Here is a 13052-nt window from a genome sequence, read left to right as displayed (position 1 = left end):
GCATGGGCAGCGGGAGAGCGCCGCAGCGGCGGCCTAAGCGAGCAGCCGGATCGATCCCAGCACGGCGACGCCCGACGCGAGCGCAAGCATCACCGGCTCCGTCAGCTCGACTTTCAGTGTGCCTTGGCCGGGAACCGTAAAATTCTCGCCATCGAGACGGATGCGGCATTCGCCGCGCGCGGCGTAGACGAGATGGGTGCCCACCGCGAGCGGCCGCTCGCCGGGCTCCCTGAGCGCGAGGAGATCAATCTCCGCCGCACCGCGCCGCGCCATCAGGTTCACGACCTCGACCGGACCGGCCTCGAGCTCGGTGACGATCTCGAGCTCGCCGGTGAAGCGCACGGTCGTGAAAGGTTCACGTTCGTCGAATTCCTGCGTGGGCGACTTCAGTACGAGCCCGCGCCCATCGACGACCATCTGCAAGCGGTCGATACCGGGCATGTAGGAGAAGGGACCGGGCGCCGCGATCGGCGTCGAGGCAAAGCGCCACAGCAGGCTGTCCCAGCTCTTCTGCGCCGCATCGTCCCGATGAGCGTCCGCAATGTCGGTGAAGATGCCGCCGCCGTTCTTCCAGGGTGAGCGGGTGTAGTCGTCAGGTTTGAGCAGCGTGGTTTTCATGTCCACATCATGCGCGGGATGGACCGGCTTTGCCACCGGTTTTCACGGCAGCCACTGGAGCCCGAATTGGGTGTACGCCGCTATTTCGACGCCAATGCTGCCACCGGTCGCCAGGCGTTATCAGGCGACGTCGCGGCGAACTGCCGGCAACGGTCACGCATCAGCTCTGCCGGACGATCGCAGCCGCGCTGTTTCAACACCATCTCGAAGTCGGCGAGCGCGTCGGCGAACCGCCGCGCACGATAGGCGGAGAGACCGCGCTCGTAATCCGCGATCCAGCCGATCGTGTCGCCAGCGGCCGTTTCGCCCGCGATCCCGATCAGCTCGTGGACGGAGATCCCCTCCTCGCGTCCGTAGACCGCGATGCTGTCGATCTCGCGCGTGATGACGGCACCGCGCGCCAGACGTTCGGTCCTCGCGCCGATCAGGATCTGCGTGCCATAGGATTTGTTGGCGCCTTCGAGCCGGCTGGCGACGTTCACGGCATCGCCGATCACGGTGTAGTTCAGCCGCAGCTCCGAGCCGATATTGCCGACCAGCATGCGGCCCGAATTGATGCCGATACGGATCTGGAGCGGCTGCCCGAGATCGTCGACGAGACCCGATTCTTCGATCGCCCTCCGGCAGGCGAGCGCCGCGCGACAGCATCGCGCGGCGTGATCGTCTTGCGGCTGCGGCGCGCCCCAGAACGCCATCACGGCGTCCCCGATGAACTTGTCGATGGTCCCGCCATTGGCGACGATGATCTCCGAGGTGATATCGAGATAGCGCGACAGCAGCGGCACCACGCGATCGCCCAGCCGCTCGGACAGCCCCGTAAAGCCGGCAATGTCGATGAACATCACGCTGAGCTCCTGGACGCTGCCGCCGGGCCTCGCCTCGACGCCCTGGCGCAGCAAGCCGCGGACGAGGTCCGCCGGGATGAACTTGCGGAAGGCGGACAATCCGGCCGCCATCTCTGCAATCGCGCCCGACAGGCTCGCGATTTCCCTGAGCCGCGACGGATGGCGGCGGACCTGCTCCAGCGCGAAGGCCTCGACATGGCGCAGCTCGCCGGCAACGCGTGACAGCGGCGCGGCGATGACTGAGCGCGCCAGCACCGCCGAGGCCAGCGCCGCGAGCACGGCGCCGACGGCAAGGCCGAGGATCAGACGCCGCAGCGTCGTCTCGACCGGCCCGAGAAATTCGGCCTCGGGGATCACGGTCGCGAGCGACCAGCCGGGAAACGGCAGCGGCGTCAGCGCGACTTCATAGGTAGCGCCGCCCGACGTGAGCCGGCTCCGCCAGGCCTCCCTGCCGCCGGCCTCGCCCGCCTTGTGAAGCGCCAGGCGCGCGAGCGGCAGCAGCGCCGTGTCGCCGCGCGCCGGATGAAGCTCGTCGGCATCCTTGTCCGGCGCGGCGACGAGCTCGCCGCTGCCATCGACGATGAAGGCGGTCCCCGTGCGCCCGACCTCGAGCTGCGACAGGAATCGCGCGAGCCTGGTGTATTCGATGACGACGGCCAGTACGCCTTGCCGCTCCTGATAGACGTCGATCGGTCCTGCAAAGGCGATCGACGGCCGCACGCCGGTCGCATGGTCCAGCACCCTGAACCATTGCGGATCATCCGCGGTCAGCCCGGCCTTGAACCAGGCCTGGTCGGCGACGCGGAATCCGGTCGGCTCGAACCGGCGGTTGGCGAACTCGATGTCGCCGGGCACCACGTCATATTCATCGACGCGGCGCTGGCCGGCATGGTCGGTCAGCGAGATCTCCATCATCTCCAGCCGGCGATCGCCGAGCTTGTGCGCGGCGAAGAAGGAGCCGTCGGGCCAGCCGAACGCGACCCAGGAAATCGTCGCCTGCGACTGCAATTGCGAGAGAAAGACGAACTCGCGCTTGTCGGCCTCGCGGGTATCGAGCACGTTCTGGAGGAACAGCGTGCGGATGGCGGTGCGGGCGGCGCGCGCCTCGTCGACGATCGCCGACACCTCCTTGCGCACCGCCGCCACGATCTGCTCGTTGATGGTGGAGGCGAGCTGCCGGCTGGTCGCTTCCGCCGTGCGCCACCACAACAGGCTGCAGAGGGCGGACGTCAGCAGGATTGCCGCCAGGACCAGCGCGGAGACCGCAAGGCGGATGCTGACCGTCAGCCCTGCGATCGCGCGAAGCCGTCGTTCGGGATCGACATTCATCGCTGCTTTCGCGCCTCGTCGCGAGTCACTGACATTCTTACGCCGCCGATGCCCGTTCGTTACGTCTGGCAGGAGCGAGCGCGCGCAGCCAATGCCCGCTGGCTACCATCTCGATAGAATCTGGGCATTGGCTTCGCGCCGCCGCTTGCCCGCTAATCGCCGCTCGAGCGCACCGCCCGTGCGCCCGATCCAATCGGTCTCACGGACTCGTGAGCAGCCTGCCGGTAACGCAGGTGGCGAGCGGAGCGAAAGAGATCATGCGCAGCCGCCTGTCAGGCGATGCCATCTCGAACAGGAGAATTCGATGTCTGCCAAACATGCTGTCACCTCCCTCGTCCTCGCCGGCGCGATGTCGACCGCGCTTGCGACCCTTGCCGCCGCCGGGCCACTGACCAAGGCAGAGGGCGATGCGGCCGTCGCCGCCAAGAAGGAAAAGTGCTTCGGCGTCGCACTGAAGGGCCAGAACGATTGCGCGGCAGGTCCGGGCACGACCTGCCAGGGCACCTCGACCGTCGACTTCCAGGGCAACGCCTGGAAATTCGTGCAGGGCGGCACCTGCACCAGCATCGAGCTGCCGAACGGCAAGAAGGGTTCGCTGAAGCCGGTGTAACGGCCGGCGGGGCATCGCCAGCAAGCACGAACGGAGCAGCACGATGAGCACGGAGATCAAGTCGACCGGATCTGCGGCCGTGCCGCTCCGCTTCGTGATGCCCATCGGCGGCGTCGCCGGGACGAGCTTCAAGCCGGAGCATCTCCCTGATATCCTGGAGGCGGGACCTCGGCGCGGCTTCTTCGAGGTCCACGCCGAGAACTACATGGGCGCCGGCGGCCCGCCGCATCGTGCGCTGGAGGCGATCCGCCGCGACCATCCGCTCTCGCTGCATGGCGTGTGCATGTCGATCGGCGGGCCCAAGCCGCTCGACAAGGCGCATCTGGCGCGCTTCCGCGGCCTGGTCGCACGCTATCAGCCGGCGCTGGTCTCCGAGCATCTCGCCTGGTCGACGCATGAGACCAGCTTCTTCAACGATCTTCTGCCCCTGCCCTATACCGGAGCGACGCTCGCTTGCGTTTGCGATCACATCGACCAGGTGCAGGAGGCGATCCGCCGTCCGCTGCTGCTGGAAAACCCCTCGACCTATGTCGCGTTTCGCGAATCCTCGATGAGCGAGACCGAGTTCATTCGCGCCGTCGCAGAGCGCACCGGTTGCGGCCTGCTGCTCGACGTCAACAATGTGTTCGTCTCCGCCACCAACCAGGGATTCTCGGCGCTGGAATACCTCGCGGACTTCCCGCTGTCGCGCGTCGGGGAAATTCATCTCGCGGGCCATGCCGAGCAGGCCGATGAAGAAGGTGACCTGCTGTTGATCGATAGCCACGATGGCCCGGTCGCCGACGCTGTCTGGACGCTCTACGAGATCGTGATCCGGCGCCGCGGCGCGGTGCCGACGCTGATCGAATGGGACAGCAAGATACCGGACTGGCCGGTGCTGCAGGCGGAAGCCTTCGCGGCCCAGGCGATCCTCGACCGTCATCAGTCCGCCGCGCCCGCAGGAGACCGTCGTGCCGCCTGAACCCGGCCTGTCCTTCACCGCTTCGTTCGCGCCGGCGCTGCTGGATCCGGCGCGCAGCACGCCCGACGGCCTGACCGGCCCGAACGGCAAGGCCGCCGGCCGACGCTACGACGTCTACCGCAACAACGTCACCGTCAGCCTGATCGACGCGCTGGCCGCAATCTATCCGGCAGTCCAGCGCATCACCGGCGCCGACTTCTTCCGCGCCATGGCGCGTTCCCACGTCCGGAGCAACCCACCGGCATCGCCGCTGCTGTTCGAGTACGGCCGCGATTTCCCGGAGTTCATCGCGCGGTATGAGCATGCGCTGGCCATGCCCTGGCTCCCCGACGTCGCCCGCATCGAACGCGCCTGGCTCGATGCCTATCACGCTGCCGACGCGCTTCCGCTGTCGCCGGCCCGGCTGTCGGCGGTGACGCCCGATCGATTGGCCGATCTGGTGTTCGTTCCACACCCGGCCGCACGATGCCTGCGCTCGCAATACGCGGCCGTGACGATCTTTGCCGCCAACCGCGACGATGCACCGGTCACGCGCATCGATGCCTCCACGCCGGAGGATGCCCTGATCACGCGCCCCGAATGCGACGTCGCCGTGCGCCGCCTCCCGCCGGGCGGTGCAGTGTTCGCAGACTGCCTGATCTCGGGACGGCCGCTCGGCGAGGCCGCGGCGTCGGCGCTGGAAGCCTCGAGCGAATTCGACATCGCCGCGAACATCGCCGGACTGATCGAGGCCGGCGCCTTCACCTCGCTCGCTTGCGGAGACCAATGAATGATCACGGACCAGCACATGAGCACCGACAGCGGCCCGCTCTCGCCAGGACTGCTCGTCGAGAGGGCCAATCATCTGGTCCAAATGATTGTCGTCCCTTCGCTGGTGCAGCTCGTGCTGCGTATCGCGCTGGCCGTGCCGTTCTGGCGCTCGGGCATCCTCAAATGGGACGGCTTCCTCAGGCTCAACGACACCGCCGTGACGCTGTTCAGTGACGAGTTCATGCTGCATCTGCCGGGTGGGCCTTACCACTTTCCGGCGCCGACGGTGATGGCCTTCCTGTCGGGTTCGGGCGAGATCATGTTCCCGGTCCTGCTGGTGCTGGGACTGGGCACGCGGTTCGCAGCGCTGGGACTGCTGTTCATGACGCTGATCGTGGAGCTCACAGTGCCAGACGGCTGGCCGATCCACCTCACCTGGGCCGCTATGGCGCTCGGCATCATGGCCTACGGGCCGGGGCACATTTCGCTCGATCATCTGATCTGTCGCGCGCGTTCGCCGGAGCGATAGGCACACGATCTTGTCTATCCACAAGCACGCCGTCATCCTGAGGTGCGCGCTCTTGCGCGCCTCGAAGGATAGGCTGCAAGCGCCCGTAGCTCATCCTTCGAGGCTCACTTTGCAATGCAAGTGCGCTGGCCGCCGCCGACGATGAGGATGCGACGCCCCTTTTCAGGCGTTCCGTACCCGGGGGTTGCCCAGCGATTCCGCGCTCGGCGGACGAATGTAACGGTCCGGCTTGCTATCGGTCTCCGCCATCTCAGCCACCCGGCCTCCTGCCGCCGTCATAGACCTTCATGCCGGCCGCGATCGAGATCGGTCTCGGTCGCCTCGGTCAGGCGCGCCATCATCATGTAGAAGCCGAGCGCGACGATCGACGATCTCCTGGTCACTGAAGTGTTTTCTCGCGGCTGCTAAGGTCGCCTCCGCCACGCGGACGTTCTCGACCGCCTCGCGAAGACGACGTAAGGACCGAGGCCAAACCATGCTAACCTGAAGCCGTATCCGAACCTTCAGGGAGGCAAGCATGCCCGACACTGACAAGGTCTTCGCCGGCTCGATCCCCAGACTCTACGACGAATATCTCGTTCCGATGATCTTCGCCGTCTACGCCGAGGACATCGCAAGACGCGTCGCGGCGCTCTCACCCTCCGCGCTGCTGGAGATCGCGGCCGGCACCGGGGCGGTGACGCGCGCCGTGGCAGCGGCGCTGCCGCGCGGCATCCGCTACGTTGCGACCGATCTGAACGAACCGATGCTCGCGGTCGCCGCACAGCGGCAGGCGGGTGATGATCGCATCACCTGGCGCCAGGCGGACGGAATGGACCTGCCCTTCGCCGATGCCGAGTTCGACGTGGTCTGCTGCCAGTTCGGCGCGATGTTCTTTCCGGACCGGATCAGGGCGTACGGAGAGGTGAAGCGAGTGCTGAAGGGCGACGGCACGTTCGTCTTCAACGTCTGGGATCGCATCGAGGACAATGTGCTCGCGCAGGAAGCAACGGTCGCGCTCGAAGAGCTGTTTCCAGACGATCCACCTCGTTTCATGGTGCGGACGCCGCACGGCTATTGCGACAAGTCCGTCATCAGAAGCGACCTCGAACGGGCGGGCTTCCGTGACATATTGATCGAAACCCGACCTGAAATCAGCCGCGCGCCGTCGGCCGAATACGCCGCCATTGCGCTCTGCCAGGGCACGCCGCTGCGCAGCGAGATCGAGGCAAGGGATGCCGGCAAGCTTCAGGCGGCGACCGATATCGTTGCCGAGGCGATCCGGACGCGCCATGGGCCCGGCCCGGTCGAGGGCAAGATCCAGGCTATCGTGATCGAGGCACGCGGGTAGTTGCGCGGAGCGTAATCCACTGCGCCACCGGGTTCGCCTTCAAGACCAACGGCGCGCGCATGCATCGGGCCGGCAGGCGCAGAGCTGCGGCCTCCCGATCACCGCCATAACAGAATCTCGCAGTCCCTAACACCGGCCGGTCCGATCGGCGCCGGGCGACGGTCTGCGCGTTTTCCGCGCGCTTTCCACGGCTCCTCGGAGGCTAACGACCTATAACAACCCATAACGAGCAATTTCCGGCGGCCCGCGCCAGTTTGGTCGCAGGACGAGCGGCCAGCCACCCCTGCGAGCACATTGGGCAGCGTTGGGACACGGAGCCGCGAAGCCTCGAGCCTGCAACCCATGAGGAGTTCCGGAGATGACCGATAACCAGATCGTTGATTCAAGTTTCACCGCCATCATCAACGCACCGATCGACCGGATCGACCTCCCCGAATGGTGCTTCAACCTGCCGGAACGCGAATATCAGGGTTGCTCGCCCGCGCACATCGCCGCGGGCTTCACGACGGCGCCGGACGGCAAGCGGATGTCCATCAATGTCGAGATCATCGGCGGCAGCCTCATGGTGCAACACTATGTCGAGACGCTGGGCGAGAAGGACCATCTGATCCTCGATTCCACCTCCGACGTGTTCACGCCCAATGGACGCACCACCATTCACGTGACCTGGGAGTTGAGCGTGAAGGAGATCGAGCCCGGCAAGTGCGAGTTCACCAACCGCGTAAGGTCGTACGCGACGGACAAGTTCATGTCGTTCATCGGCAAGCAGGGCATTCCGTTCGACCTGTTTCGCGCCCAGCGCCAGCCCGCCTCGATCGCTCACAATCAGGGCGAAACGCCATTGTTCGCTGCAAGCATCGAGCGCGCGGCCCTGGCGAACGCCTGACGACGGAGAGTCCCATGACCGACCTATCCTACGACAAGACCGTCACGGCGCTCCTGGTGGTCGATCCCTACAACGACTTCATTTCGGAAGGCGGCAAGATCTGGCCGCGGATCAGGGCCATCGCCGAATCGAACAATTGCGTTCCACACATGCAACAGGTCCTGCAGGCCGCGCGCGACGCGAAGCTTCGCGTCGTCTACGCCATGCACCATCGCTACCGCGAAGGCGATTATGCATCCTGGAAGTACATTGCGCCGATCCAGCGGAGAGCGTGGAGGAACAGGAGCTTCGAATTCGGCACCTGGGGCGGCGAATTCCGCGCCGAGTTCGTGCCCGCACCCGGCGAGATCGTCGCCAGCGAGCATTGGTGCTCCAGTGGCTTCGCCAATACCGATCTGGATCTCCAGCTGAAGCGGCACGGCATCCAGCGGCTCATCGTCATCGGACTGGTCGCGCACACCTGCATCGAAGCGACGGTCCGCTTTGCTGCCGAACTCGGCTACGACGTCACGGTCGTCAGGGATGCGGTTGCCGATTACTCCGAAGAGATGATGCACGCAGCGCTCGACATCAACATGCCCAACTACGCCAGCGCGATCGTGACGACGGACGAGGTCGTCGCGGCGCTGTCGTCAAACCGGGCGATCACCGCTGCCGTGTGATCTTGATCCGACGAAAGCCCGGGACGGTTGAACCGGATCGGGCGGCATTCGCGCGGAAATGCCTGCGCACCGACGCGGGCAACAAGCCCGAATGCGACCGAACATCCCTCGCAACATCACATGGAGACAGCAGTGAGCCGGCAGATCACGATCGAGAAGTCGCTGCCAGGATTCTGGACCGCCACATTCAACAATCCGCCCATCAACCTGATCGATCCGGACACGATCGGCGAACTGCAGGCGCTGGTTGCGGCGCTCGAAACCGATGCGCATGTGAAGGTTGTGGTATTCCGGAGTGCCGACCCTGATTTCTTCCTCGCGCATTGGGACGTGCTTGCCGACAAGACCAAGGTCGCGGCGATGCCGCCCGGTCCGACCGGAATGCACCCGTGGATCGACGTGCTCGTGCGGCTGTCGCGGGCGCCGGTCGCCTCCATTGCCGAGATCCGTGGCCGCGCACGCGGTGCGGGGAGCGAATTCGTCCTCGCCTGCGATATGCGCTTCGCCAGTCGCGAGCGCGCGATCCTGGGGCAGTTCGAGGTCGGGCTCGGCTCGGTGCCCGGCGGAAATCCGATGGCGCGGCTGGCCGGCCTGATGGGACGCGGGCGCGGGCTGGAGGTGATCTTGGGCGCCGACGATTTTTCAGCCGACCTCGCCGAGCGCTACGGCTACGTCAATAGAGCCCTGCCGGACAGTGAGATCGAGGCATTCGTCGATGCGTTCGCACGCCGCCTCGCCTCGTTCGAAAAGCACGCGCTGGTCGGTGCCAAGGCCCTGATGAACGACGTCACGCTCCCTGCGGACGGCGTCTTTCCGGCGGCGCTGTCGGCCTTCTTCAGCTCGGCATCTCACCCAGCCAGCCGCGCGCGTGCGGCGGCTCTGGTCGAACGCGGCCTCCAGCTCCGTTCCGACATTGAGCTGCGGCTGGGCCAGGCGGTGGCCGACCTCGGATGATGTCACAGCGACGATGCGCGCGGCGCATTCCTACCAGAAGCCGCGCTGCATCGGCTGCGCCGGCTGATAGTACTGGTATTGGCTGCGCCGGCGCGGATTGGCCGGCTGCACGTAGGGATCGCGCTGCTGGAAGAAGAAGAAGCCGTTCCCGCCGTTGTCCCAGCCATCGTCGCTCGCGATCATGGCAGGCGCGGTCGGCTTGCGCGTGATGAAACCGCCCTGCGGCTCGTTGCTCAGCACGGCGACGAACTCGGTGCGGTAGTTGGTCTCGCTGCTGAGGGGCTCGTCCGAGACGATGATCGACGAGCGCGGCAACGCAGTCGGCCCGATGCGATCCCACACGTCTTGCGGGATGGTGATGCGGTCGAGCGCGTTCCTCGCCTCGTCGCCGTTCTCGATCGTGACCACGTTCCAGCGCAGGCCGGTATCGGTCTTCGCCATCGCGGTGAAGACATGCGTACCCAGCGGCTGGTCGGGATTGCGGATCGTGACGGGAACCTCGATGCTGGTGTCGAACACCTCGCCGCCGCCATCGGGCGCCGGCTTGTGCGTGTTCCGCCGCACGTAGAGCTTCTGCGTCGCGCGGCTGATGTAGACCGAGACCGGCTCGCCTGCGAGCTTCGCGTCGGTCGCCGCCTTCACGGCGTCGGCTTTCCGGGTCGCGGCCGCCTTCGCGGCTTCCTTCGTGGCGGCCACTGCATCGCGCTTCGGCTGTGCGGCGGCCCTGGCGGCATCGAGCTGTGTCGTCGCGTCGGCAGCCTTGGCCGCCGCCTTTTGCTTCAGCTCCTCGGCCTTGGCGCGGGCCTGATCGGTCCTGGCGTTCGCGAGCGTCTTTTCGGCGAGGGCGAGCTCGGCATCGGCGCGGGCCTTCTGCTGTTCCAGCTTGCGCAGCGCGGCGGGAAGCGAGGCAGCTTCCTTCGCGGCGGCAGAAGCAGCCTTCCTGGCCGCATCGGCGGCCCGCGTGGCCTCCTCGGCCTCGGCGGAGAGCTTGTCGGCCAGGCCGGGCGCGGCCGCGATGGCGTCCGGCTTCGGCACGAACAGCGAGGGGTGGGAGAAGTCGGCCGGGGCCGCGTCGTGCGGCGAGATGATCACGCGCATCCCGATATTCGTCTTGTCGAACAGGTTCTCGGCAAAGCCGAACGGCATGCGCACGCAGCCATGCGAGGCGGCATAGCCGGGCAGCGGTCCGCCATGCAGCGCGATACCGTTCCAGGTGATGCGCAGCATGTTCGGCATCCAGGCATCGTCATACATGGTCGAGCGGTGGTCCTTGTCCTTCTCGACGATGGCGAACACGCCGGCCGGCGTCTCGCGGCCCGTCGTCCCGGTCGACACCGGCGCGCGCATGATCCAGCCGTCGGCATCGTAGAAAGTGACCTGCTGGCTCTTGATCGACACGATCGCCATGATCGGCTCGCCGGCCACACGCGGCGCCACGGCCTCGACCGCCTGACGCGGCTGCTTGGCGGCGGTTGCGGGCGTCGCCGCCAATGCGACCATTGACGCCAACGCCACAATTCCGGGAGGCCCCCAACGCCGCATCGCCACGGTGGAACGCGCCGTCGTCAGTCGGTTTTTCATGCCATCCTCGGTCGAATTGCCAGTCCGCCTGTGTCGATCACGCGTCAGATTGGAATCATTGGATTAAGAAATCGCAGCCGCCTTACGTTCCGTCTGTGGCGAGATTCGGCACGTTCCGGCGATAAATCACTCATATACGACGGTTTGCGCAGGCGGAAGGCGGCCTTCGGCCGGGACTTGCCCGAACCTGGCGTCGATCACTGCGGCAGAATGTCCAAGTCACCTTTTGGTGCAGCCGTATGGGCCGACACCGCCCGCTACGCACCTTCAGGTTATTGTTCGAGCATGAACTCCGCGGAAACGCGTTGCGCGTTTGTCGCGAGGGAAAACCGCTGCGCACTTTTCCGGATCATGCTCGAGCTAAACGCCGAGCGCCTTGCGGTTCGACGTTCGCAGGAAACGCAGCGACAACGTTCGCACGTTCGCAACATTCAGCAGCCAGGCCGCAGCTGCATAGGCGAGGCCGCCGGCGAGACTGACGACGGCGAGCGACACGAAGCCGGTGCCGCCCGCCTGCGACCGCGCAATCAGGATCGCGACCGCCATCGCGGCTGCGGAGACGGCGACGCCGGCGAGACGATTGAACTCGAACGGGACCGGGTAGGCCCGATGCATCAAGACGGCGGCAACGAGGAAGCCGATCGCCTCGGTCGCCAGCGTCGCCAGGGCCGCGCCGTAAAGGCCGTAGCCGGGGATCAGCGCGAACATCAGGGCGACGCTGATCACCAGCGTGAGAAAGGATTGCGCCGCCAGCATGAAGGGCCGTTCGGCGAGCTGGAAGCTGATCTGCACGTAGAACTGATTGGCGATGCCGAAGAAACGGGCGAGCACCAGCGTCGGCAGCAGCGCCGAGACGCCGGCGCGGAAGTCGATGCCGACGAGCGTGCCGGCCACCTGGTCCGCGGCGAGCGCGAGCCAGACCGCAACGGGCGCAACGACGACGAGCAGGAGCTCGAGGCTTTCGGTCAGCCGCTCCCGCGTCGTCTCGCCGTTCTTCTCGGCCAACGACCGGAACACCAGCGGCACGGTTGCTGCGGCAACGCTGGATGCGATCATGACCATGAACTGGCGTGGCAGATCGGCCGCAACGCCGAAGATGCCGGCAGCGTCCTTGCCGAGCAAATAGGCGACAATGAGCCGGTCGCAGGCCGAATAGACGGCAACGGAAAGCCCTGCCAGCGTCAGCGGCAGGCCGTAGCGCGCCAGCTGCATGAACTGGCTGCGCTGGAATCGCGCGATCCTGGTGCGGTCGCCGACGAGGTTCAGGATGATGCCGGCGAGCGACCCGAGACCAAACGCGGCGAGCAACCCCAATCCACCCCAGCCGAGCCAGATGGCAAGGAGACCGAAGCCGACGCTGGAGACGCTGCGCACGATCGAGATCGCCGCGAAGCGGTAGGGGCGCAATTTGGCGCGCTCGAACTCCTGGCCGACATCGACCGCGTTCGCCATGATCGCGACGAACATGCTGGCGAGCAGCAGCTCGACACTGACGTCGCTGCGGAACAGGACAACCAGCGGGGTGGTGGCGCAGAGCACCGCGGCCGTGAGGGCGAAGGCGACCATCGCCGTGCCGCGGAAATCGACCTCCGCCGACATCGCCTGATAGCGGGACACCGACAGCTTGATCCAGGCGAAGAAGATCGCGCCCAGAATGCCCGCAAGGCTGATGCCGACGACATAGAGGCCGTACTCGGCCGGACTCAGAAGCCGCGTATAGGCGGTGACCGCGAAAAAGCCCACCGCCGCAGGCAGGATGTAGGCGACCAGGTAAATCGAGAAATGGCGGTTCAGCATGCGAGCACGGGACCGTTGGCGGTCATCAGGATTAACGAGACGTTAAGGCAGTTGGACTTTGGTGTGACAATCGGATTGTGCGGCTGGCATCGGCGAAGATAGCCGCACAAGCCCGCAAATCGGACCGCGAATGGAGCGCGCGGGCGGTTATCGCGCGTTAGCGTTAAATTTGCCCTGTCCTTGAAGCGGCCGGCGTGATC

12 protein-coding genes and 1 pseudogene are annotated in these 13052 nt (G+C 66.1%); 8 read left to right on the top strand and 5 right to left on the bottom strand.

Features of this window, described 5'->3' with window-relative positions:
- Positions 1 to 33: 33 nt before the first annotated feature.
- Positions 34 to 618, bottom strand: a complete 585-nt coding sequence (locus EHH60_RS19625; RefSeq protein WP_124161089.1) for a HutD/Ves family protein — start codon at positions 616 to 618, stop codon at positions 34 to 36.
- An 80-nt stretch (positions 619 to 698) separates the two neighbouring features.
- Positions 699 to 2792, bottom strand: coding sequence for an adenylate/guanylate cyclase domain-containing protein (locus EHH60_RS19620; protein WP_124161088.1), 2094 nt, complete (start codon positions 2790 to 2792; stop codon positions 699 to 701).
- A gap of 304 nt (positions 2793 to 3096) precedes the next feature.
- Here EHH60_RS19620 and EHH60_RS19615 point away from each other — a divergent pair, with 304 nt between their 5' ends.
- The 4 genes from EHH60_RS19615 to EHH60_RS19600 are packed head-to-tail and all read left to right on the top strand — an operon-like array spanning position 3097 to position 5642.
- The gene (locus EHH60_RS19615; RefSeq protein ID WP_061879360.1) at positions 3097 to 3402 is read left to right on the top strand and encodes a BufA1 family periplasmic bufferin-type metallophore; all 306 of its coding nucleotides are present in this window, start codon (positions 3097 to 3099) and stop codon (positions 3400 to 3402) included.
- Positions 3403 to 3445: 43 nt separating this feature from the next.
- Positions 3446 to 4363, top strand: coding sequence for an MNIO family bufferin maturase (gene bufB, locus EHH60_RS19610; RefSeq protein WP_124161087.1), 918 nt, complete (start codon positions 3446 to 3448; stop codon positions 4361 to 4363).
- A complete protein-coding gene (locus EHH60_RS19605) occupies positions 4353 to 5132 on the top strand; it encodes an HvfC/BufC N-terminal domain-containing protein (protein ID WP_124161086.1) in 780 nt (259 codons plus the stop codon). The genes bufB and EHH60_RS19605 overlap by 11 nt, the downstream gene beginning before the upstream one ends.
- Positions 5133 to 5642, top strand: coding sequence for a DoxX family protein (locus EHH60_RS19600; RefSeq protein ID WP_124161085.1), 510 nt, complete (start codon positions 5133 to 5135; stop codon positions 5640 to 5642). It begins immediately after the preceding gene.
- 250 nt (positions 5643 to 5892) lie between these two features.
- Here EHH60_RS19600 and EHH60_RS19590 read toward each other — a convergent pair.
- Positions 5893 to 6089, bottom strand: a pseudogene (locus tag EHH60_RS19590) (carboxymuconolactone decarboxylase family protein); the annotation flags it as partial.
- Between the two features lie 70 nt (positions 6090 to 6159).
- Here EHH60_RS19590 and EHH60_RS19585 point away from each other — a divergent pair.
- The 4 genes from EHH60_RS19585 to EHH60_RS19570 all read left to right on the top strand — a co-directional run bounded on the left by EHH60_RS19585 (position 6160) and on the right by EHH60_RS19570 (position 9474).
- Complete coding sequence (locus EHH60_RS19585; protein ID WP_124161084.1) at positions 6160 to 6972, top strand: class I SAM-dependent methyltransferase; 813 nt, start codon at positions 6160 to 6162, stop codon at positions 6970 to 6972.
- Between the two features lie 358 nt (positions 6973 to 7330).
- A complete protein-coding gene (locus EHH60_RS19580; RefSeq protein WP_124161083.1) occupies positions 7331 to 7858 on the top strand; it encodes a hypothetical protein in 528 nt (175 codons plus the stop codon).
- Positions 7859 to 7872: 14 nt separating this feature from the next.
- Positions 7873 to 8520, top strand: a complete 648-nt coding sequence (locus tag EHH60_RS19575; protein ID WP_124161082.1) for a cysteine hydrolase family protein — start codon at positions 7873 to 7875, stop codon at positions 8518 to 8520.
- Positions 8521 to 8652: 132 nt separating this feature from the next.
- Entirely contained in the window at positions 8653 to 9474 is an 822-nt protein-coding gene (locus tag EHH60_RS19570) for an enoyl-CoA hydratase/isomerase family protein (RefSeq protein ID WP_245454530.1), read from the top strand.
- 30 nt (positions 9475 to 9504) lie between these two features.
- Here EHH60_RS19570 and EHH60_RS19565 read toward each other — a convergent pair whose 3' ends face one another.
- On the bottom strand, positions 9505 to 11055 hold the full coding sequence (locus EHH60_RS19565) for a L,D-transpeptidase (protein WP_124161080.1): 1551 nt from the start codon (positions 11053 to 11055) through the stop codon (positions 9505 to 9507).
- A gap of 360 nt (positions 11056 to 11415) precedes the next feature.
- Entirely contained in the window at positions 11416 to 12852 is a 1437-nt protein-coding gene (locus EHH60_RS19560) for a lipopolysaccharide biosynthesis protein (protein ID WP_124161079.1), read from the bottom strand.
- Positions 12853 to 13052 lie beyond the last annotated feature (200 nt).

The organism is Bradyrhizobium sp. RP6 (assembly GCF_003837805.1).
Taxonomy (GTDB): Bacteria; Pseudomonadota; Alphaproteobacteria; order Rhizobiales; family Xanthobacteraceae; genus Bradyrhizobium.
The sequence above is the reverse complement of the archived record's forward strand: the minus strand, read 5'-3'. Positions and strand labels throughout refer to the sequence as shown.

Coding starts and splice junctions, on each gene's coding strand:
- EHH60_RS19580 (WP_124161083.1), top strand. CDS start 7,331: ATGACCGATAACCAGATCGTTGATTCAAGTTTCACCGCCATCATCAAC.
- EHH60_RS19620 (WP_124161088.1), bottom strand. CDS start 2,792: ATGAATGTCGATCCCGAACGACGGCTTCGCGCGATCGCAGGGCTGACG.
- bufB (WP_124161087.1), top strand. CDS start 3,446: ATGAGCACGGAGATCAAGTCGACCGGATCTGCGGCCGTGCCGCTCCGC.
- EHH60_RS19565 (WP_124161080.1), bottom strand. CDS start 11,055: ATGAAAAACCGACTGACGACGGCGCGTTCCACCGTGGCGATGCGGCGT.
- EHH60_RS19625 (WP_124161089.1), bottom strand. CDS start 618: ATGAAAACCACGCTGCTCAAACCTGACGACTACACCCGCTCACCCTGG.
- EHH60_RS19575 (WP_124161082.1), top strand. CDS start 7,873: ATGACCGACCTATCCTACGACAAGACCGTCACGGCGCTCCTGGTGGTC.
- EHH60_RS19600 (WP_124161085.1), top strand. CDS start 5,133: ATGATCACGGACCAGCACATGAGCACCGACAGCGGCCCGCTCTCGCCA.
- EHH60_RS19560 (WP_124161079.1), bottom strand. CDS start 12,852: ATGCTGAACCGCCATTTCTCGATTTACCTGGTCGCCTACATCCTGCCT.
- EHH60_RS19585 (WP_124161084.1), top strand. CDS start 6,160: ATGCCCGACACTGACAAGGTCTTCGCCGGCTCGATCCCCAGACTCTAC.
- EHH60_RS19615 (WP_061879360.1), top strand. CDS start 3,097: ATGTCTGCCAAACATGCTGTCACCTCCCTCGTCCTCGCCGGCGCGATG.